This window comes from Dyella sp. BiH032 (assembly GCF_031954525.1).
Classification (GTDB): domain Bacteria; phylum Pseudomonadota; class Gammaproteobacteria; order Xanthomonadales; family Rhodanobacteraceae; genus Dyella_D.
Genome location: NZ_CP134867.1, coordinates 226407 through 246561, shown reverse-complemented (window position 1 = coordinate 246561; position 20155 = coordinate 226407). Strand labels below are relative to the sequence as shown.

16 protein-coding genes are annotated in these 20155 nt (G+C 64.9%); 9 read left to right on the top strand and 7 right to left on the bottom strand.

The annotated features are described in order from the left end of the window. The first annotated feature begins 227 nt into the window (after nt 1-227). The 5 genes from RKE25_RS01025 (at nt 228) to RKE25_RS01005 (ending at nt 4031) form a co-directional block, all read left to right on the top strand. On the top strand, nt 228-1517 hold the full coding sequence (locus RKE25_RS01025; protein ID WP_311840411.1) for a tetratricopeptide repeat protein: 1290 nt from the start codon (nt 228-230) through the stop codon (nt 1515-1517). 214 nt (nt 1518-1731) lie between these two features. After that, nucleotides 1732-2391, top strand: coding sequence for an energy transducer TonB (locus RKE25_RS01020; RefSeq protein ID WP_311840410.1), 660 nt, complete (start codon nt 1732-1734; stop codon nt 2389-2391). A gap of 49 nt (nt 2392-2440) precedes the next feature. Further along, nucleotides 2441-3193 (top strand): MotA/TolQ/ExbB proton channel family protein, encoded by a 753-nt coding sequence (locus tag RKE25_RS01015; RefSeq protein ID WP_311840409.1) that lies wholly within the window; start codon nt 2441-2443, stop codon nt 3191-3193. Nucleotides 3194-3204: 11 nt separating this feature from the next. Continuing rightward, the gene (locus tag RKE25_RS01010; protein WP_311840408.1) at nt 3205-3618 is read left to right on the top strand and encodes a biopolymer transporter ExbD; all 414 of its coding nucleotides are present in this window, start codon (nt 3205-3207) and stop codon (nt 3616-3618) included. A 5-nt stretch (nt 3619-3623) separates the two neighbouring features. After that, the gene (locus RKE25_RS01005; RefSeq protein WP_214571209.1) at nt 3624-4031 is read left to right on the top strand and encodes a biopolymer transporter ExbD; all 408 of its coding nucleotides are present in this window, start codon (nt 3624-3626) and stop codon (nt 4029-4031) included. A gap of 219 nt (nt 4032-4250) precedes the next feature. Here the strand turns inward: RKE25_RS01005 and RKE25_RS01000 are convergent, their stop codons facing one another. Together RKE25_RS01000 and RKE25_RS00995 are read right to left on the bottom strand one after the other, a co-directional pair. Then, nucleotides 4251-5000, bottom strand: coding sequence for a pyridoxine 5'-phosphate synthase (locus RKE25_RS01000; protein WP_311840407.1), 750 nt, complete (start codon nt 4998-5000; stop codon nt 4251-4253). A gap of 84 nt (nt 5001-5084) precedes the next feature. Then, nucleotides 5085-5732 carry a 4'-phosphopantetheinyl transferase superfamily protein gene (locus RKE25_RS00995; RefSeq protein ID WP_311840406.1) on the bottom strand — a complete coding sequence of 216 codons (648 nt, stop codon included), beginning with the start codon at nt 5730-5732 and terminating at the stop codon, nt 5085-5087. Nucleotides 5733-5841: 109 nt separating this feature from the next. Here RKE25_RS00995 and RKE25_RS00990 point away from each other — a divergent pair, with 109 nt between their 5' ends. Continuing rightward, nucleotides 5842-9297, top strand: a complete 3456-nt coding sequence (locus RKE25_RS00990) for a PAS domain-containing hybrid sensor histidine kinase/response regulator (RefSeq protein ID WP_311842298.1) — start codon at nt 5842-5844, stop codon at nt 9295-9297. A gap of 7 nt (nt 9298-9304) precedes the next feature. Here RKE25_RS00990 and RKE25_RS00985 read toward each other — a convergent pair whose 3' ends face one another. Then, the gene (locus RKE25_RS00985) at nt 9305-9982 is read right to left on the bottom strand and encodes a response regulator transcription factor (RefSeq protein WP_311840405.1); all 678 of its coding nucleotides are present in this window, start codon (nt 9980-9982) and stop codon (nt 9305-9307) included. A gap of 82 nt (nt 9983-10064) precedes the next feature. Continuing rightward, nucleotides 10065-12005, bottom strand: coding sequence for an acetate--CoA ligase (gene acs / locus RKE25_RS00980; RefSeq protein WP_311840404.1), 1941 nt, complete (start codon nt 12003-12005; stop codon nt 10065-10067). 220 nt (nt 12006-12225) lie between these two features. Here acs and RKE25_RS00975 point away from each other — a divergent pair, with 220 nt between their 5' ends. Both RKE25_RS00975 and RKE25_RS00970 read left to right on the top strand, forming a co-directional pair. Next, nucleotides 12226-13695 carry a hypothetical protein gene (locus tag RKE25_RS00975; RefSeq protein ID WP_311840403.1) on the top strand — a complete coding sequence of 490 codons (1470 nt, stop codon included), beginning with the start codon at nt 12226-12228 and terminating at the stop codon, nt 13693-13695. 111 nt (nt 13696-13806) lie between these two features. Then, nucleotides 13807-15462 (top strand): MFS transporter, encoded by a 1656-nt coding sequence (locus RKE25_RS00970; RefSeq protein ID WP_311840402.1) that lies wholly within the window; start codon nt 13807-13809, stop codon nt 15460-15462. Between the two features lie 45 nt (nt 15463-15507). On the opposite strand, the gene RKE25_RS00965 is transcribed toward RKE25_RS00970, so the two are convergent. From RKE25_RS00965 to RKE25_RS00955, 3 genes are all read right to left on the bottom strand, one after another. Next, the gene (locus RKE25_RS00965; RefSeq protein WP_311840401.1) at nt 15508-16251 is read right to left on the bottom strand and encodes a hypothetical protein; all 744 of its coding nucleotides are present in this window, start codon (nt 16249-16251) and stop codon (nt 15508-15510) included. A gap of 75 nt (nt 16252-16326) precedes the next feature. Further along, complete coding sequence (locus RKE25_RS00960) at nt 16327-17370, bottom strand: hypothetical protein (protein WP_311840400.1); 1044 nt, start codon at nt 17368-17370, stop codon at nt 16327-16329. A gap of 115 nt (nt 17371-17485) precedes the next feature. Beyond that, a complete protein-coding gene (locus tag RKE25_RS00955; protein WP_311840399.1) occupies nt 17486-17710 on the bottom strand; it encodes a hypothetical protein in 225 nt (74 codons plus the stop codon). Nucleotides 17711-17881: 171 nt separating this feature from the next. Between RKE25_RS00955 and RKE25_RS00950 the strand changes: the two genes are divergently transcribed. Next, nucleotides 17882-20113 carry a hypothetical protein gene (locus RKE25_RS00950; RefSeq protein ID WP_311840398.1) on the top strand — a complete coding sequence of 744 codons (2232 nt, stop codon included), beginning with the start codon at nt 17882-17884 and terminating at the stop codon, nt 20111-20113. Nucleotides 20114-20155: the final 42 nt, after the last annotated feature.

Genomic DNA, 20155 nt, shown 5'->3' with positions numbered 1-20155 from the left:
CGATGCGCTTCGCGCGCGGCCAGCCAGCCAGTTTCCGAGGTTTGTACGAGAACGCCTACATGACGTTTGGCGGTCCATCTCGAAAAGATTCGCTGGTGAATGTTGCAACTTATTGATTTTTAACAAACTTTCTTGCGGCGCTGCGACTTGTTTCCTAGCGCCCGCTCGGGTTACGCTCAATGATCCCCCGCGCACCCCTGTGCGTGAAACCTTACATGAGGACTGCCATGAAGCACGTTCCCCTGATCAAGATGCTTGCCGGTGCGGCGCTTGCGCTGACCTTGGCGAGCAGCCCGGTCATCGCGAAGGACAGCAACTCCAAGGACAAGAAGGAAGCGCTGTACCCCAATGCGACGCGTACCGAGCCGAAGCTGGACCTCACCAGCGAAAAGGATCAGAAGGCACTGAACGAAGGCCTCGACGCAGTCAACGCGCAGGACAAGGCGAAGGCCGAGCAGATCCTCCAGCCCATCGTCGACAGCAGCAAGAGCAAGTACGCCCAGGCGCTGGCCCTGCAGGGCTTGGCCAACCTGCATTACAACGAGCAGGACGTGAAGGGCGCCATCGATCTGCTCAAGCGCTCGCTCGACATCGGCGTGCTGCCGAACGACACCTACTTCCAGCTGCAATACATGCTCGCCCAGTTCTACCTGGCCGACGAGCAGTACCAGCCGGCGATCGACACGATCGAGAAGTGGCGCACCGAAGGCAAGAAAGAAACGGCCGAGTCGTATGCGCTCGAAGGCAATGCCTACTACCGCCTCGAGAAGTACCCGCAGGCCATCGCGGCAATCAAGAAGGCGCAGTCGCTGACCGACAAGCCGAACGACAGCTGGAACCAGATCCTGATGGCCAGCTACGCCGAATCCGGCCAGGGCGACCAGGCCGCGCAGCTCGCCCAGCAGCAGCTCGCCGCCAATCCGAACGATTCCACCGCGCTCAACAACGCCGTGGCCGTGCTGATGCAGTCGCAGAAGTATCCGGAAGCGATCCAGCTGATGGAGAAGTCGAAGGCCGCCGGCGCGTTCAAGAGCGAGAAGGACTACGTCAATCTCGCCAAGCTGTATCTGGTCACCGGCCAGGACAGCAGCGATCCGAAGCCCAACGCCGCCAAGGCGGTCGCCACCCTCAACGAGGGCATGAGCAAGGGCGTCGTGACCGACAGCTACGACAATCTGAAGCTTCTCGGCGACGCGTCTTACGTGGCCGACAAGCCGTCCGACGCTATCAATGCCTACAAGAAGGCGATGGGCAAGGCGAGCGATGGCGAAGCCGCCATCCGCGCGGGCCAGCTGCTCATCAGCGAGGGCAAGAACGCCGAGGCGAAGACGCTGATCCAGCAGGGCATCGACAAGGGCGTCCAGCACAAGGGCACGGCCTACATGCTGCTCGCCGAAGCGTGCCGCGGACTCAAGGACAAGCAGGGAGCGATCGCGGCCATGCAGAAAGCCGCACAGGACCCTGCCACGGCCGACAAAGCGAAGGCGTGGCTGAAGACGGCAGGAGCCGGCAAGTAAGTTCAGCCGCGGCGTTTTCAAGTGCTGTCTGAAGGGGCGGATGGACGTCCATTTATCTGCCCCTCAGATGCTATACAAACGCCATGTGCTGGTGTACCGTTGAAAACCTTCCCGTGTTCGTGTCCAGTGGCAAATGTCGTCCTTCGTGGAGGCAACTTGCCGCCAAGTGTCGTGACCACGTCTCACCGATTGTCTAGCTTCAGATTAGTGACAGATGGCCTCAAGTAACGAAGCAACCGGCCAAGGGCCGTTCAATTGGAGGCGTACCTGGGCGCTGGCTGTTGCCATCGCGCTGCACGCGTTCGCGTTCCTGTTGCTGGTGGCGCCGATGGCCCCGCCGAAGCAGGATCAGCAGAAGAAGGAACGCATCGTCCAGGTGAACTTCATCGAGCCGCCGCCGCCGCCGCCTCCCCCGCCGCCGCCGCCGCCGGAACCGCCGAAGCAGCCGCCGCCGAAAATCATCCAGCAGGTCAAGCCGCCGCCGACACCGCCGCCGCCGGCTCCGCCGCCGGCTGTCGAAGAAGCGACGACGAATCCGATCCCGGCTCCGCCGCCGGCTCCGCCTGCTCCCCCGGCTCCGCCTGCGGACATCAGCGCCAGCCAGGACATCAGCTACAACAGCCGTATTCAGCCCAAGTATCCGCCGCAGGCGATTCGCCAGCGTCACGAGGGCACGGTCACTCTGATGATTCTGGTCGGCGTGGATGGCACGCCCAAGGACATCAAGGTGGAAACGTCCAGCGGTTACCGTGAGCTGGATCAGGCCGCGGTTGAAACGGCACGTAAGTGGCGCTTCAATCCGAACATCAGGAACGGACAGAAGACCGAGGGTTACGTCCGCGTTCCGGTCAACTTCAACCTCAATCAGCTGTAACCACAAGTTACGGTCGCCAGTTCACGCTTGACTTTCCAAGGGTAGCGTTATGTTCCAACAGACTCCTTCTCCGACCCCGGCTGCGGGCGGTACCACCAACGCCGAAGCCATGAAGTCGATGGGCTTCGACCACCTGATCCACAACTTCGATTTCCTTGGCTGGATCGTGTTCGTGGTGCTGGTGGTCATGTCCTTCGCCTCCTGGTACTTCATCATTGCCAACGCCATTCGCAACGCGATGGTCCGTAGCCGCGCCGACAAGGTGATCAACGGCTTCTGGAACAATGGCTCCACCCAGGACGCCATCCGCGAGCTGGAAGCCCAGCCCAAGGGCGAACCCTTCTCGAAGATCGCTCTGGACGCCGCTTCCGCGGTGGCTCACCACCAGCAGGCTTCGGCTGGCGGTGGTCGCCTGGCCGAGTCGCTGAGCCGCTCCGAGTTCATCGATCGCGCCCTGCGCCAGGCCGTGGCTCGCGAGAGCCTGCGTCTCGAAGGCGGCCTGACCCTGCTCGCCACGGTCGGTTCCTCGGCTCCGTTCATCGGTCTGCTCGGTACCGTGTGGGGCATCTACCACGCGCTGATCAAGATCTCGGCGTCGGGTAACGCTTCGATGGAAGCGGTGGCCGGTCCGGTGGGTGAGGCGCTGATCATGACCGCGTTCGGTCTGTTCACCGCGATCCCGGCGGTGCTCGCCTACAACTTCTTCAACCGCTCCAACCGCCTGACCTACGCTCAGTTCGACGAGTTCGCGCACGACCTGCACGACTTCTTCGCCACCGGCGCTCGCGTCGAAGGCAAGTGAGGGATTGACCCATGGCGATGAGCACTGGAGACAGTTCCGGCGGTCCGATGTCGGAAATCAACGTCACGCCGCTCGTCGACGTGATGCTGGTGCTGCTGATCATCTTCATGATCACCGCGCCTCTGATGTCCCACCGGATCACCGTTGAACTGCCGACCGCGAATCCGAAGGTTACGGATACGGAACCGGTCGAACCCATGGATCTGGCCATCAAGCCTGACGGCACCATGTACCTCAACGATGTCGAGGTCACGGAAGCCGAGCTGAAGGCTCAGTTCGCGGTTGCGGCGGCGAAGTCGCCGCAGCCCGAACTCCAGATCCGCGCGGACAAGACGACGGAGTACAAGATCGTGCGTAAGGTCCTTGGCAGCGCCAAGGAGCAGGGCATGGTCCATGTCGGTTTCATTACGACCGGCAAGGAGTAAGAGTCATGGCTTTCAGTAGTGGCAGCGGCAAGGGGCCGATGGCTGACATCAACGTCACGCCGCTGGTCGACGTGATGCTGGTGCTCCTGATCATCTTCATGATCACGGCGCCCATCCTGACGCACAAAGTGAAGATCGACCTTCCGCAGCCGAACCCGAACGTGGTTCAGCCGGAAAACCCGCCGGATCCGATCCGTCTGAAGATCGACCAGTCGGGCGCGTTGTACTGGAACGATACGCCGGTCGACGAACTGGGCCTGCGTGCCCAGATCGCGGTGATCGCCAGCCAGTCCAACCAGCCCGAGCTGCAGATCAATGCGGATGACGGCGTGGCTTACGAGCACGTGGCCCGAGTCCTGGCTGCTGCCAAGAGCTACGGCCTTACCAAGATCGGCTTTACGGAAGGACAGTGATCCGGCGACGGATCCAGTAACACTACCCATGAGACCCCCGCTTCGGCGGGGGTTTTTTTTGGGCGATGGGCTCGACGCCCGCAGATCAGTCGTTCGCCTTCACGGCAGCATTGCTGCGGGAATCCCCGAGGGCAACAGCTCTATGGACGTCCAGACGTCCATAAAGGAAACGCTGCGCATCGCGCGCAGCGGCCCCTCAAGCGACACGGGAATCCAACGTCAACGCAGAATCTGCAGATAATTCCTGACAGTGTTCGCCAAGCCTTCGTATAAGGCCTCGCCGATCAAGGCATGACCGATCGACACCTCGGCAAGCCCCGGAATCGCAGCGTGGAAAGCGCCGAGATTGGCCTGACTCAGGTCGTGACCAGCGTTGACCGCAAGGCCCGCCTGCTGCGCACGCCGTGCGGTTTCCGCACACAACTCCAGCATGCCGTGCGCATCGCCTTCGGCGAACGCATGTGCATAAGGCCCGGTGTAGATCTCGATGCGCTGCACACCGATCGCGGCCAGGTTTTCAAAGGCACTTGAACCCGCATCGACGAACACGCTCACCCGACAACCTAGTTCGCGCAGCTTGAACACAAGCGGGCGCAGCTTGTCGAGATCTCGCTGATCCTGCGGATCGAACCCATGGTCGGAAGTGATCTGACTATCGCTGTCCGGTACCAGGGTGACTTGGGTAGGTTTCACTTCACGTGCCAGCTCGATCAGCCCTGGATACGTACCGCGAGCACCGGCGAACGGATTGCCCTCGATGTTGTACTCGACCCGCCCGCGCAATAACGCCGCCAACGCGCGCACGTCGTCCGGTCGCACATGTCGCTGGTCGGGACGCGGATGCACCGTGATGCCGCCGCATCCGGCTTCGATGCAGGTCTGCGCGGCGCGAATCATGCTGGGCTCGTCGCCGCCACGGGAATTGCGCAGCACGGCGATCTTGTTGAGGTTGACGCTAAGCAGGGTCATGGGTACGTCGGCTCGCCAAAGGAAAGCCCTGCGGGACCACGACAACCCGGCATCCCGCTGGGAATGGGACCGGCAACATTGCGCTTAACCGGCGGCGGGAGCAAGTGTCCGCAAGCGAATGGTCCGTGGCCCGCCGCGCCATGCCAGGCTTCCCACGTGCCACGCATCGACCTCGAGGCGATGCAGTTGCCAGTCCGCTGGCAGCTCGCCATCCAGGAAGCGCAGAGCCAATCGTTCCTCTGCGTGCTCGATATGCAGGCGATGCAGGCCGAACGCGAGCCCGCGCCCTGTTGCCTTCAGCACCGCCTCCTTGGCGGTCCATAGCTGCAGGAAGGCGGTGTCTCTCCGTTCCGGGGCAAGCGCCGCCAGCGCTGCCGCCTCTTGGTGACTGAAATACCGCTCCGCGATGGCCAGCGCGCGCGGCCTGGGGCGAAGGCGCTCGAGATCCACGCCAGGCTCGACGCCCCGCGCCACGGCGAACAAGGCCCTGTCGCCACTGTGCGACCAGTTGAAATGCAATCCTCCGGCGCCGGCGCCGACCAGTCGCGGACGACCGAACTCGCCGGACTCCAGCTGCACTTGCTCGACCGGGCACCCCACGTAGGCGGCCAGCAATACCCGGAATGGCGACCGCCCCTGGTGGTGGTCGTAAGCCATCCGCCATACGTGTATCTCGTCATCGCGCAGGTGCTCTGCTACTTTCGCTGGCACCTGGCCGTGCGTCGTCGTCATGCGCGCATGGTGCCGGCCGGACGGGGATGGAACAAGCGGCAGACAGGCCCATGGCCGCCCGCTTGCGTGCACTAGAGGCGACGGAGTGCCCATGACGGGAGAACTACCCTTGATCGCCGGCTGGCTGCTGCTGCTCGCGTCGCTGCTCTACGTGGGCCTGCTGTTCGTGGTGGCCTACGCGGGCGATCGCCGTCCGCTCTATCCGCGGCAGCCGAAACTGCGTCCGATCGTGTATAGCCTGGCCCTGGCCGTCTATTGTTCGTCGTGGACCTTCTACGGCGCCGTCGGCACGGCCGCGCGGGAAGGCCTCGGCTATCTGCCCATCTACCTCGGGCCCGCGCTGCTTTTTATCTTCGGCTTCGGCCTGATGCGCCGGCTCGCCGTAGTTGCCCGACAGCGCAACATCACCTCGATCGCCGACTTCATCGGCGCGCGCTTCGGCAAATCGCACGCTCTCGCGGCGGCCGTGGCTCTGATCGCCGTGATCGCGATCGTTCCCTACCTCGCCCTCCAGTTCAAAGCCGTATCCATGTCCTACGCCGCGCTCGGCGGCGGCAGCTCGCAATTCGGCGACAGCGCGCTGTGGTGCGCCATCCTGCTGGCCACGTTCTCGATACTGTTCGGTACGCGGACCATCGACGCGACCGAACATCACCACGGCATGATGTTGGCGATCGCGCTGGAGTCGCTGATCAAGCTGGCCGCGTTCGCTGCACTGGCGGTCTACGCGTTATGGCATGGCCCCGGACTCCAAGCGACCGTCGAGCTGCCGGTACGGCAGTTTGCCCAAGGCATTTCGCCCGGCTTCATGGCGCAGACGCTGCTCGCGTTCTGCGCCATGTTCTGCTTGCCGCGCCAGTTCCAGATCGGCGTCGTGGAGTGCGAAGACCCCAACGATCTCTATCGCGCACGATGGATGTTCCCGTTGTACATGCTGATCGTCAGCGTGGCTGTCGTGCCGATCGTGGCCGCGGGTCTGCGCCTTCCCGCAGTCAGCCACGGCATCGCGGATGCCTGGGTACTGAACCTGCCGCTGGCGAACGGCGATCGGGGCATGGCCCTGCTTGCCTTCATCGGCGGTTTCTCGGCCGCGACCGGCATGGTGATCGTGTCCTCCGTGGCGCTCTCGACAATGATCAGCAACGACCTGGTGATGCCGGCTTTGCTGCGCATCCGGCGCCTGCGCCTGGAGCAGCGCAGCGACCTGTCGCAGCTGGTGCTGCTGGTGCGGCGCATCGCCATCGTCGCGTTGGCCTGCATGGCCTACGTCTACTACCGCGCGGTCGCGGACAGCGCCGATCTCGCGGCGACCGGTCTGCTGGCTTTCGCCGCCGTGGCACAGTTCGCGCCGGCCATCGTCTCCGCGCTGTACTGGCGCGGGGCCAGCCGCCGCGGTGTCGCCACCGGCCTGCTCGCCGGCTTCGGGGTATGGGTCTATACGCTGCTGATTCCCGCGACCAATCCAATGGCGTCCTGGCTGAAAGAAGGTCCGCTGGGCCTGAGCTGGCTGCAGCCGCAGGCGCTGTTCCACCTCAGCGGCTGGGATCCGGTCATGCATGGCACGTTCTGGTCGCTGCTCGCGAACGTGGGTTGCCTGGTCTTCATCTCGCTGCGCTTCCGCCCCAGCCTGGAGGAAAGACTCCACGCGGCGATGTTCATCGAGCCCTACGCTGTGGACAGCGGCGGTGCGAGCGACTGGCGCGGACGCGTCTCGGTGGCCGACCTGCGCACGATCGCCGAGCGCATCGTCGGCGAACGCAGCAGCCAGCGAGCCTTCGAGGAATACGGCGAGCGGCGCGGACGCGCCCTGACCGCCGGCGAATCGGCCGACCGCGCGCTCATCCAGTACACCGAACGCCTGCTGGCCTCCGCGGTGGGCGCGGCCAGCGCCCGGCGCATCCTGATGGGCGCGCTGTCCGGATCTGGCCTCGATATCGCCGAAGCCATGGCGTTGATGGACGAGGCTTCGCAGGAACTGCGCTTCAACCGCGAGCTGCTATCCACCACGCTGGAGAACGTCTCCCAGGGCATCAGCGTGGTCGACGCCGGCATGCGGCTCGTGGCATGGAACCGCCGCTACCTGGAACTGTTCGACTATCCCGACGGCATGGTCTATGTCGGCGTGCCGGTGGCCGACCTGATCCGCTGGAACGCCGAGCATGGCGAGTGTGGCCCCGGCGAAGTGGAAGAACACGTTGCCAAGCGCATCGGCTACATGCGCGCCGGCTCGCCTCATCTGTTCCAGCGTATCCGCCCCGACGGCACCGTGATCGAGATGCGCGGACGCGCGCTGCCTGGCGGCGGATACGTCACTACCTACACCGACGTCACCGCCTACAAGCACGCCGAACAGGCGCTCATCGAAGCGAACGAGACGCTGGAACAGCGCGTGGGCCAGCGCACCGCCGAACTGAGCGAGGCACTCGCCGCCACGGCGCGCGCGCGACGCGAGGCCGAAGCAGCCAATGCGTCCAAGACCCGCTTCCTCGCCGCTGCCAGCCATGACCTGCTGCAACCGCTGAACGCGGCTCGCCTGTTCACCTCCGCGCTGCGCCAGCAGCCGGGCCTGGACCCGGATTCGGCGCAACTCGCCGAGCGCATCGACGCCTCCTTCCGCGCCGCCGAAGATCTGCTGGACGCCTTGCTCGATACCTCGCGACTCGACGCCGGAAGCTATCGCCCGGACATCGGCAGCTTCGCTGTCGCCGACCTGTTCGACTCGCTCAAGGCCCAGTTCGCCGTGATCGCGGAACAGCGCGGCCTGCAATTCCGCATCGTGAACACCCGCCTCGCCGTCCGCAGCGATCCGCAGCTGCTGCGCCGGATCCTGCAGAACTTCGTCTCCAACGCGCTGCGCTACACCCAGCGCGGCGGCGTCCTCGTCGGCGCGCGGCGCATCGGCAAGGAGGTGCGCATCGAGGTGTGGGACACCGGACCGGGCATCGCGGAAGAACAGCGCGCGCGTATCTTCGATGAATTCCAGCGCCTGGAGCGGCCCTCGCCCTGGGGAGAGAAAGGCTTGGGCCTGGGCTTGTCCATCTGCGATCGCATTGCGCACATCCTGGACCATCGCCTTGAACTGTCCTCCCGCGTCGGCCGCGGCAGCCGTTTCGCGGTGGTGGTCCCGCGCGTGGATGCCATGCCGCCGCGTCGCCGCGCGATCACGCAGCCCGCGGTGGTGGTCGAGCGCCTTCCGCTGACCGTGCTGTGCCTAGACAACGATCCGGCCATCCTCGACGGCATGCGCGCCCTGCTGACGCGTTGGGGCGTGGACTGCCGCGTGGCGCTCGACCTGAAGCAGGCGGAGCAGGAACTCAGGCAGGGCGGCGTCGACATGATCCTGGCGGACTTCCACCTCGCCGACGACATGAACGGGCTACAGGCGCTGCAATACTTGCGCGGCGTTCTCGGCGATCTGCCGCCCGTGGCGATGATCACCGCCGACGGCAGTAGCGAACTGAAGCAACGTGCGCGGCTATTGGGCTATCCGCTGCTGCACAAGCCCGTGCGGCCGGCCGCCTTGCGCGCGCTGCTCAGCGCCAGGCTGCGCAAGACCACCGCCTAGTGCCGGTTCATTCGTCGTCGTCGGGTAAGGGCTGTTGCATGCTGCCGGGCTCCACGGCGAGCTGGCTCGCCGCGAGCGCCACCTGCGTGCGGTTGTTCACGCCGAGCTTGCGCATGATGGCGGTCATGTGCGCTTTCACCGTGGCTTCCGACACGCCCAGGTCGTAGGCGATCTGCTTGTTGAGCAGACCCTCGGCGATCATCGTGAGCACGCGGAACTGCTGGGGAGTCAGCGACGCCACGCGCGTGGCGATCTCCGCTTCGTCGTCCTTCAGCGCGGACCCCGCGTCGCTCAACAGCGCGTGCGGCAGCCATACGTCGCCATCGAGCACGGTGCGGATCGCCTGCACGATGTCCTCGCCGGAACTGGACTTGGGAATGTAGGCCGAGGCACCGTGCGCGAGCGCGCGCCTGGCGACTTGGGCCTCCTCGTGACCGGAGACGACGATCGTGGGAAGTCCGGGAAACTGCCCACGGATGTGCGCCAGCGCCGAATAGCCGCGCGCGCCGGGCATGTGCAGGTCGAGCAGCAGCAGGTCGGCTTCCGGGAATTGCTCGACCAACACCAGCAGGCTGTGCACGCTGTCGGCGCAATGCACGCTGGCTTCGGGCATGGCGCTGAGCACCGCGCGCTGGAGCGCATCGCGGAACAGCGGATGGTCGTCGGCGATCAGGACGTCGGGCATGGGGGCGGCGGCAGGGAAGGGAGCATCGGGAATGGAATATGCGGCGCGTTCACCGATGTGCCATGCCCGATGCCTGGTTCCTTCACTTGATCAGGCGTTCGTCGACAAGGTTTTTCACCACGCTTGGATCGGCCAGCGTGGAGATGTCGCCGAGCTGGTCGGGCTGGTTCTCGCCGATCTTGCGCAGGATGCGGCGCATGATTTTGCCCGAGCGCGTCTTCGGCAGGCCCGGCGCCCACTGCAGGTAGTCCGGCGTGGCGATCGGGCCGATCTCCTTGCGCACCCAGGCGATCAGTTCCTTGCGCAGTTCGTCGCTGCCTTGCTCGCCGGCGATCAGGGTGACGTACGCATAGATGCCCTGGCCCTTGATCTCGTGCGGACAACCCACGACGGCGGCCTCGGCAACCTTCGGATGCGCGACCAGGGCACTCTCCACCTCCGCCGTGCCGATGCGGTGGCCGCTCACGTTGATCACGTCGTCCACGCGGCCGGTGATCCAGTAATAGCCGTCCTCGTCGCGGCGCACGCCGTCGCCGGTGAAATAGTTGCCCGGGTAAGCGGTGAAATACGTTTCGATGAACCGCTGGTGGTCGCCGTACACCGTGCGCATCTGGCCGGGCCAGGAGTCGGTGATCACCAGGTTGCCTTCCGTCGCGCCGTCCAGCACGGTGCCGCCGGCGTCGACGATGGCAGGCTTGATGCCGAAGAACGGCTTGGTGGCGGAACCCGGCTTGGCATCGATCGCGCCGGCCAGCGGCGTGATCAAGATGCCGCCGGTCTCGGTCTGCCACCAGGTGTCCACGATCGGGCAACGCTCGTCGCCGACCACGCGGTAGTACCACTCCCACGCCTCGGGATTGATCGGCTCGCCCACCGAGCCGAGCAGGCGTAGCGACGCGCGCGAGGCCTTCTTCACCGGCGCCTCGCCTTCGCGCATCAGCGCGCGGATCGCGGTGGGCGCGGTGTAGAAAAGCGTGACCTTGTGCTTGTCGACCACGCTCCAGAAGCGGCTGGTGTCGGGATAGTTCGGCACGCCGTCGAACATGAGCGTCGTGGCGCCGTTGGCCAGCGGGCCGTAGACCACGTAGCTGTGACCGGTCACCCAGCCCACGTCGGCCGTGCACCAGTACACGTCGTCCTCGCGCAGGTCGAACACCATCTCGTGGGTGTAGCTGGCGTAGACCAGGTAACCGCCGGAGGTATGCAGCACGCCTTTCGGCTTACCGGTGGAACCGGAGGTGTAGAGGATGAACAGCGGATGCTCGGCTTCCACCGGCGTCGGCGGGCAATCGACCGACTGGCCTTCCATCAGTACGTGGTAATACCGGTCGCGTGGCGACTGCATGGGCACGGCGCTGCCCGTGCGGCGTACTACGATCACAGTCTCCACACTGTTGGTGCCGGGCCGTTCCAGTGCTGCGTCGACGTTGGTCTTGAGCGGGATCTTCTTGCCGCCGCGGACGCCTTCATCGGCGGTGACGATCACCTTGGCGGTGGAGTCGGCGACGCGGCCGGCCAGCGAATCCGGCGAAAAACCGCCGAACACGACCGAGTGGATCGCGCCGATGCGTGCGCAAGCCAGCATGGCCACGGCGGCCTCGGGAATCATCGGCATGTAGATAGCAACACGGTCGCCCTTGACCACGCCGAGGTTCTTGAGGGTGTTGGCGAACTTGCACACTTCAGCATGCAACTCGCGGTAGGTGAGGTGGCGCGACTCGTTCGGATCGTCGCCTTCGAAGATGATCGCCGTCTTGTCGCCGCGCGTCGCCAGGTGGCGATCCAGGCAGTTGGCCGAGACGTTCAGTTCGCCATCTTCGTACCAGCGGATGTGCAGATCGCTCGGGTCGAAGGACACGTTCTTGATGCGGGTCGGCGCCTTCGTCCATGCCAGGCGCTGACCGATGTCACCCCAGAAGCCCTCCGGATCGCGCACGGATACGTCATAAAGGCGCTCGTAATCCTCTTTGCGGACACGGGCCTTGGCGGCGAACTCGGGCTTGACGGGGTAGACCTTGCTCATGGACGGCTCCTGCTGGCCGGGCGGATGTGCGCCCGCGGACGTGGATGGCCGCGACAAACCCTTTGCCGACGGCGCGTTGGGCGAGTGTAGCGAAAGGCCGGCAAAGCGGTCGTGACAGCGTCGGTTCGACTTTGGTCGAGGTTCGACCAATGGGGAATAGGCGTACGCATTGCAGCATCACCAAGCTCGGTCTCGCCATAGCCCCGGGGAGGCAAAGACCATGGTGTCGATTCGTTCGGGCGGTCACCGTACCGCTGTCGCGCTGGCGATCGCCGTCGCGCTGGGCCTGCCGCTGGGGGCGCAGGCCGAGCCGGCGGCCAAAGCCAAGCCCAAGACCGCCACGCGTGAGCAGCAGCTCGAATCCCGCGTGTCCCAGCTCGAACAGGAACTGGCGGAACTGAAGGACATGCTGCGTCAGCAACAGACTCAGCAGCAGCAACAGCAGCAACAAGTGGCGCAGGCGCAGCAACAGGCGGCCGAAGCCAATGCCACCGCGCAGAAAGTGGCCGCGGCGCCGCCGCCGAAGGAAACCTTCAGCGCCGCACCTGGCGTGTCGGTCGCACTGCATGGCTTCATCAGTGCCAGCGCCTTCAGCCAGAGCAAGAACTTCTCGTTCGGCAACGGCCAGAACGCGGAGTACCCGATTCCGCGCACCAGTGCTGCGCCCTCGTCCGGCTCGCTCAGCGGCGTGGACGTGCGCAACACGCGCTTCTGGCTCGACTTCAAGGGCGCCAAGTTCACCGACAACTGGAGCGGCGGCGGCCGCATCGAGATGGACTTCTTCGGTGGCTTCAACGGCACCGGCCCGTACAGCGAGCAGCAACCCGTGCCGCGCCTGCGCCAGGCTTACATGGACCTGACCAATCCGGAGATCGGCAGCACCGTGCGCATCGGCCAGCAGTGGGAACTCCTTTTCCCGCTGGACATGGTCCCCAACTCGCTGTCGCATATCGCGTTCCCGCTGGGCTTCGGCACCGGCCTGATCGGCTGGCGTTTCCCTGGCGTGGTGTGGATGCAGGACCTCAACCACGGCTCCTCGTCCGGACCTAAGTGGCGGCTCGACCTGGGTGCCTTCGAAGGCACCTGGAACGGCCCCGGCGACAACCTGAACTATCTGACCGCGGGCAATGCCGGCTTCCGCCCGCAAGTGGAAGCGCGCCTGCACGTACAGGACAAGGACTGGCTGGCCTTCTTCGTCGCGCACTACAGCCAGGTCAACCTCAAGGGTGTCGGCGACACCGTGGCCGCGCCTATCAAGGACAAGGTCAACAGCCTGGTCTACGAGATCGGCGCCAACTGGAAGCCCGGCCCGTGGAACCTCAAGGCCCTCGTCTATGCCGGCAAAGGCATTGGCCAGGTGTTCGGCGACCTGTCGCAATTCGGCGACATCTCCGACAAGGGCGGCTACCTGCAGGTCGGCTACAACTTCACCAAGAACTGGAGCGTCAACGCGTTCTACGCGCAGAGCAATCCGGACGACAAGGACGTGATCCGCTGGGCCGGCAAGGCGCCCTTCACCAATGGCCGCCTGCGCAACCGGCAGACCGCGCTCAGCCTGCAATACGCCTCTGGCGCCTACGAACTGGGTGCGGAGTGGATCTACGACAAGCTCGACTACACGACCAACGGCACCGACCGGAAGAAGCTGGGCGGCAACCAGGTCAGCCTCAACGCGCTTTACAAGTTCTGACCCGCGGGGCGGCGCACGGGGGTGCGCCGCCTTTCCGGGCTTCACGGGACGACGTCCTTCGCCCTCCGGCCGCCAGCAACGGCCGGACACTGATATCCGTAGGGGAGCAACATGGCTACGACTGCAACGGACGCCGCCGCGCTTGATACCAGTCACCGCAGGGTGATTCTGGCTTCCAGCCTGGGCACCGTCTTCGAGTGGTACGACTTCTATCTGTACGGTTCGCTCGCCGTGCTGATCGGCAAGCACTTCTTTTCCGGCCTCAACGAGACCAGCGCCTTCATCTTCGCGCTGCTGGCCTTCGCCGCCGGCTTCGCGGTACGGCCGTTCGGCGCCATCGTGTTCGGTCGCCTAGGCGACTTGGTCGGGCGCAAGTACACCTTCCTGATCACCATCATCATCATGGGCTTGTCGACCTTCCTGGTCGGCGTGCTGCCCAGCTACGGCACGGTGGGCATCATCGCGCCGGTGCTGCTGATCGCTCTGCGACTGTTGCAGGGTCTGGCACTCGGCGGCGAGTACGGCGGTGCGGCGACCTACGTCGCCGAGCACGCGCCACACGGCAAGCGCGGTCTGTACACCAGCTTCATCCAGATCACCGCCACGTTCGGCCTGTTCCTCTCGCTGTTGGTGATCCTGGGCACGCGCCTGAGCCTGGGCGACAAGACGTTCGAGGACTGGGGCTGGCGTATTCCCTTCCTGATCTCCTCGGTGCTGGTGGCGGTTTCGGTCTACATCCGGCTCCAGCTCCAGGAGTCGCCGGTGTTCCGGCAGATGAAAGCCGAAGGCAAGCACTCCAAGGCTCCGCTCACCGAGGCGTTCGGCCAGTGGAAGAACTTGAAGCTGGTGATCCTCGCGCTGCTCGGCGCCACGGCGGGCCAGGCAGTGGTGTGGTACACCGGCCAGTTCTACGCGCTGTACTTCCTGACCCAGAGCCTGAAGATCGAAGGAACCACGGCGAACCTGTTGATCGCCTGCGCGCTGATCATCGGCACGCCGTTCTTCGTGTTCTTCGGCTGGCTGTCGGACCGCATCGGCCGCAAGAGCATCGTGCTTGCCGGCTGCCTGCTGGCCGCGCTCACCTACTTCCCGATCTTCAAGGGTCTGACCCACTACGGTAATCCCGCCATCGAAACCGCCGCGGCCAGCGCGCCGGTCACGGTGGTCGCCGATCCGAATGCCTGCAGCTTCCAGTTCGATCCGGTGGGCAAGAGCAAGTTCACCAGTTCCTGCGACGTGGCCAAGACCTTCCTGGCGAAAAAGGGCATTCCCTATCGCAACGAAGCCGCACCCGCTGGCGCGGTCGCCCAGGTGAAGATCGGCGACAAGACCATCGATTCGTTCGAGGGCGGCAGCCTGGACAGCGCCACGTTCGCGGCGCAGAGCAAGGCATTCGGTGCCACCACCGGCGCGGCGCTCAAGACAGCCGGCTATCCCGACAAGGCCGATCCGGCGCAATCGAACTACGTCATGCTGGTCGTGCTGTTGGCGATCCTGGTGATCTACGTGACCATGGTCTATGGCCCGATCGCCGCCTGGCTGGTGGAGATGTTCCCCACGCGCATCCGCTACACCTCGATGAGCCTGCCGTACCACATCGGCAACGGCTGGTTCGGCGGTTTCGTGCCCACCATCGGCTTCATGCTGGTCGCATGGAAAGGCGACATCTACTACGGCCTCTGGTATCCGATCATCGTGGCCGTGGGGACGTTCTTCATCGGGTTGTTGTTCCTGAAGGAAACGAAGGACGTCGACATCATCGACTGAGGTTGCCACCATCCCGGAAACAGCGGCCCTTCGGCCGCTGTTTCATTAATGCACCCCGCAGGACAAGGTATCGGCGCCGGATATAACGCCACAGGTGTAGCCCGCGGCGTCTGGCGGAAGCCGGTCGATGTCGACGCCAAGAAATCGAAGTTGATCGCGCAGATGCCCTGCGTCCCGGGGATTGCCCGGTCCATGGAAATCGAATGTCCATTTCCCCGTCGCGATCTGTTCCCGAAGTACGGGGACCGTGTTTCCATGCGAGTCACGCGCAGACGTTTCATCCAGCTCGAAGACAAGCGCCGTCGTGTTTCCAAGTGCGAGTGCGACGTGGCCGCCGTCCGCGAAGTACACCACGACGTTGATCGATGGCTGGAGAATCCGGCCTAGCAAACCCAGGCGCGATAGCCCGCCTGCAACGCTATCCATGTCGACGTTGGCCCGACGCAGCATGTTGTAGCGAACGGCATCGAGCAGCTGGCTTCTCGCGCGGCCGCGAGGAACGACGTCGTACACCGTCGTGGCGGGATTCGGATAGTCGGTGATCGGCAGGACGTGTACGCCAGCCGTATCGGCCTCTTGCGGATGAAACTCCCCTTTGTCGCAGAACCTTCGATAGATCGCTGACCCGGTGTCGGCAGGATCGATGATCTGAAATTCATAGCGCGTTCGCGGCAACCGCACGCGTTCCGCGCGGTACGGAGCATCAAGATTGTTGACTGCCGCCGTCGACGAGAAAGCCGTCATGAAAACGGCGTAGGCGACCGTGCGGACCCGTGTCTTCATATCCATGGCTAAGCTCGTTCCTTCGTGACCGATATGAGCGGCATGAAATAGGCGGTGACCTCCGCGTCACCGCCTCGATGGTCAGCGGGGTCGGCAAGTCACGGTGACCGTTCCCTGGCTGCTCATGACGCTTCCGCATTGCCAGCGCGGCGCAACCTGGATTTCCTGCACGCCGGCGCCGAGGAACTCGAGCTGATTGCGCATCAGCGTAATGTCATAGGCTTTGCCTGAACCGGTGTAATCGAACTCCATGATCTGATTCGCCAGCTGCTCCGGCTGCATGGGTACCGGGTTGCCATGCGAGTCGCGCAGCGAGTCTTCCACGACTTCATAGACCGGAACGGTCGTGCTGTTATTGAGCCGCAGCGTCGCCTTGCCGCCATCGGCCAGGTACACGATGACGTCGATGCCGGGCAACTTGCTGTTGTCGATGATCCCGAGTGCCGATAGCACCTTGGCCACGTTGTCCATGCCGATATTCACTCGCTGCAGCATGTTGCTGCGTACGAACTCCAGCAGGAGATCGCGCTTCGCCCCGGCACGCGAAATGTCGAACGCCGTCGTACTGGGGTCGGGATAATCGATCACCGGGTTGACCGGATTGCCCAGGATCCCGCTGTTCCGGGGAAGGAACCGGCCGTTCTCGTAGAACGACTGATAAGCCGTCGACGCGGTCTGCGCCGGATCGATGATCTGGAACTCGTAGAACTTCTTAAAGCCCATCGGCTCCGTGTAATAAAACTGGACCAGATACTGATAAGCCTCCAGATACGGCTGCTCCACCTCCTTGTTGTAGACGTAAGTTTCCACCGTCGCGCGCGCCCACGTCGGCTGGGCGGTCAGCGTCGGCACCGTCATCTCCTGGTTGCAGTTGGGATCGCCTGGGCCATTGCTGCACGGCGGCTGCGACCAGCCACGCGACAACTGGTACTTGTGGATGGTCTGGGCAGGGAAGTTGCCGACGTAGAAGTCGAAAGTGCCCATCTCGCCGGTCAATCCCTTTACCATCTCGCGTTCCTGCTCCACCGAACAGCCATCGCAGAAATAGAGGTTCACGCGATCCGCGGCCGCGGCAGGAAACGCCGCCAGCATGAGCAGGCCGATGCCCACCAGTTTGCCAATCATGAGTTGCTCCTTTGGACGTTTTCGCAACTTTCAGTTGCGAAACGGAACGTCATCCAGGAGGGTCCGGAGAGGCAATCGAAGCACTACGAAAATGTGCGGCGGCGCTGCCAGCCGCTCAATGCCGGAAGGGCGTTTTCCCTTCGCGCAGGCGCTGCAGGTCGTACTCGGAAAGTGTTTCCATGCGCGAGCTGGCGCTGATTCTCGCCTGCGCGAAAGCCAGCGTAGTGGCGAAGGCGCCGACGATGGCCAGCAACAGCCAAAGTCCCATCGCCCCGCCGCTGTGGCGGGTGAAGCTCAGGACGAGCGAGAGGAGAGTGCCGATCAACAGGAGCCAGCGCATGGAGACCTCGGTTCTCGGGGAAAGTACGGCCGCGGGAACGGCCAAAACGCTACTCCCACCTGGGCGCGGATCATAGTAGGCCGAACGTTCGGGGTTTGCCGCGCCGCGCACAAACCGCATTCGCCCTCGGCGTAACATCGAGCCGTTTTTTTGCGACCGGCGGGGAGTGCCATGCGGAAGGCGAATACCCATCCTGCGGACGCCGGACGGCCGGGCTGGCTGCAACGTCTCTTCGACCGGGCGGGCGGCGTGTTTTCCCTGCTGCTCGACCATCTCAAGCCGCTGCGCGTCTCGTTGTGGATACTGGCTATCGCCGCTGTCGTGGCCACCAGCGTGGATCAGGCGGCCGAGCTCTTCCTGATCGCCGTGTGGATCGACCCGAGTCTCTGGCGCTACCTGGCTTTGCTCGGCAGCAGCGCCCTGGCCGGACTGGCGGTGTGGTACGGCGCGCGCAATGCCTATCGCCTGATGTACCTGCGCTGGCCGGCGCTCCAGGACGCTCGCGGCAAGGGTTTGCGCAGCTGGCTGCCGCGCATCCTGGGCGCGTCGATCCCGCTGTTGGTGCTGCTCGGCTATGTGCTCGCCTTGCACCGTCTCCCGCATGGCCCGTGCGGTATCACGCTGGATTGCCAGGGGCGGATGTGGCGCGCGGTGGGGCTGCTGATGGTGTCCCTCGTGCTGATCGTATTCTTCATGACCCGCCGCCGCGTGCTCAACGCGCTGCCCCGTTTGAGCGGCCGCTTTCCCGCGGTATGTGCGTCGCCCGATGAAGAGAAGCGCGTCGAACGGGTGGGGCGGCTGGGACGCGCCGCACGGACGGTGTACGCCGTGTCCATCGGCGCGAACATCGCCGCTACCGTGCTGATCGGGTTGCGGCCGGAGCTCCTGGACGGCATCGGCCCGTTGGCGATCCTGCTCATCGCCGCGGCGTTCCTGTGCCTCAACGGCGGCTGGCTGTGCATGCTGGCCGACCGGCGCGGCTTTCCGCTGCTGAGCGGACTGCTGCTGGTCAGCGGCGCCCTCCACGCCCTGCACCTCAACGACAACCATCGGGTGCGCCAGTACCTGGGCATGAGCACGCACCAGCATCCCGCCACCGCGCCCGTGGACACCCGCCCGGCGTTCGACGACTACGCGCGGGCCTGGCTGGACCAGCGCTGCGCCGGCAAGTCGCCATGCCCGGTGGTACTGGTCACCGCCGAAGGCGGCGGCATCCGCGGCGCGGCCTGGACGGCGATGGTGCTGGCCAGGCTTACCGCGATGGTGGAGACACGCCGGCCTCAGCAGGGCGAACCCTTGCTGGCGCGCTATCTGTTCGCCGGGAGCGGCGTGTCCGGCGGCAGCCTTGGACTGGCGACGTATGTGTCCCTGCTGCGCCAGCCCGCCGGCGCGCGGGCGGATACGCTCGAACGGCGCGCGCGCGGCCTGCTCGACCACGACTTCCTCGCCCCGACGCTGGCCAACATGCTCTTCGTCGATTTCACCCAGCGCTGGCTGCCGGGCGCGTGGTTCGACGACCGTTCTCGCGCCTTGACCCGCGCCTGGGAACACGCGGCGCGCCAGCAGGGCGCCGAGGCGTTCGCGCAGCCGTTCAGCACTCTCTACGAAACGGCCGGTGGCGCACCGGACACCGGCACGCCGGCACTGTTCCTCAACAGTACGACGGTCGCCGAGGGGCGGCGCTTCATCCAGCATCCGTTCCGCCCCATGGCCACGCTGCAGCAGCAGCCGTGGACGGCGGCGTTCGATGGCGCGGCCTGGCTCGATCCGCGCGTGCCGCTGAGCGAGGCGGCGCTCAACAGTGCGCGCTTCACCTACGTCAGCCCGGCCGGCACGCTGGAGACGGCGCCGCCGGCTGGTGTCACGCCGCCCGTGCCGAACCGGTTGCAGCTGGTCGATGGCGGCTACTTCGAGAACTCCGGCGCCACGACCTTGATCGAAGTGAAACGGCGCCTGCGCACACTGGCGGAAGCGCGCGGCTTGTCGCTGCGCTTCATCGTGCTGCACATCAGCAACGATCCGGAGATGGCGGACTTCGTCGACCGACACGATCCCGCCCATCCGCTGCCGCTGTACGCCACCGCCTGCCCAGGCGAGCAAACGGGCGGCAGGGGCAGCGCACCGAGCGGCGAAGTGACCGCGCCGCTGCGGGCGCTGATGGACACGCGCAGCGCCCGCGGTGAATACGCCAGGACGCAGATGCTGCTCGGCCTGCGGCCCGATATAGCCGATCCGGCGCGGGGCGACATGCTGTGGCATTTTCGCCTGTGCCCCGGCGAGTATCCGATACCGCTGGGCTGGACCATTTCCGCGCCGGTCTTCGACGAAATGGCGCGCCAGCTGGAGCGCAACTATCCGTTGGCGCCGATGGCCGACGCGCTGGCGACGCAGTTGGCGCCCTGATGTATCGCTCTGCGCGAGACGCCCGGTGGACGCGGGAATCTC

Excerpts from the sequence above, each read along its gene's own strand:
- RKE25_RS01025 (WP_311840411.1), top strand. The coding sequence starts at position 228 with ATGAAGCACGTTCCCCTGATCAAGATGCTTGCCGGTGCGGCGCTTGCG.
- RKE25_RS01020 (WP_311840410.1), top strand. The coding sequence starts at position 1,732 with ATGGCCTCAAGTAACGAAGCAACCGGCCAAGGGCCGTTCAATTGGAGG.
- RKE25_RS01015 (WP_311840409.1), top strand. The coding sequence starts at position 2,441 with ATGTTCCAACAGACTCCTTCTCCGACCCCGGCTGCGGGCGGTACCACC.
- RKE25_RS01010 (WP_311840408.1), top strand. The coding sequence starts at position 3,205 with ATGGCGATGAGCACTGGAGACAGTTCCGGCGGTCCGATGTCGGAAATC.
- RKE25_RS01005 (WP_214571209.1), top strand. The coding sequence starts at position 3,624 with ATGGCTTTCAGTAGTGGCAGCGGCAAGGGGCCGATGGCTGACATCAAC.
- RKE25_RS01000 (WP_311840407.1), bottom strand. The coding sequence starts at position 5,000 with ATGACCCTGCTTAGCGTCAACCTCAACAAGATCGCCGTGCTGCGCAAT.
- RKE25_RS00995 (WP_311840406.1), bottom strand. The coding sequence starts at position 5,732 with ATGACGACGACGCACGGCCAGGTGCCAGCGAAAGTAGCAGAGCACCTG.
- RKE25_RS00985 (WP_311840405.1), bottom strand. The coding sequence starts at position 9,982 with ATGCCCGACGTCCTGATCGCCGACGACCATCCGCTGTTCCGCGATGCG.
- acs (WP_311840404.1), bottom strand. The coding sequence starts at position 12,005 with ATGAGCAAGGTCTACCCCGTCAAGCCCGAGTTCGCCGCCAAGGCCCGT.
- RKE25_RS00975 (WP_311840403.1), top strand. The coding sequence starts at position 12,226 with ATGGTGTCGATTCGTTCGGGCGGTCACCGTACCGCTGTCGCGCTGGCG.
- RKE25_RS00970 (WP_311840402.1), top strand. The coding sequence starts at position 13,807 with ATGGCTACGACTGCAACGGACGCCGCCGCGCTTGATACCAGTCACCGC.
- RKE25_RS00965 (WP_311840401.1), bottom strand. The coding sequence starts at position 16,251 with ATGGATATGAAGACACGGGTCCGCACGGTCGCCTACGCCGTTTTCATG.
- RKE25_RS00960 (WP_311840400.1), bottom strand. The coding sequence starts at position 17,370 with ATGATTGGCAAACTGGTGGGCATCGGCCTGCTCATGCTGGCGGCGTTT.
- RKE25_RS00955 (WP_311840399.1), bottom strand. The coding sequence starts at position 17,710 with ATGCGCTGGCTCCTGTTGATCGGCACTCTCCTCTCGCTCGTCCTGAGC.
- RKE25_RS00950 (WP_311840398.1), top strand. The coding sequence starts at position 17,882 with ATGCGGAAGGCGAATACCCATCCTGCGGACGCCGGACGGCCGGGCTGG.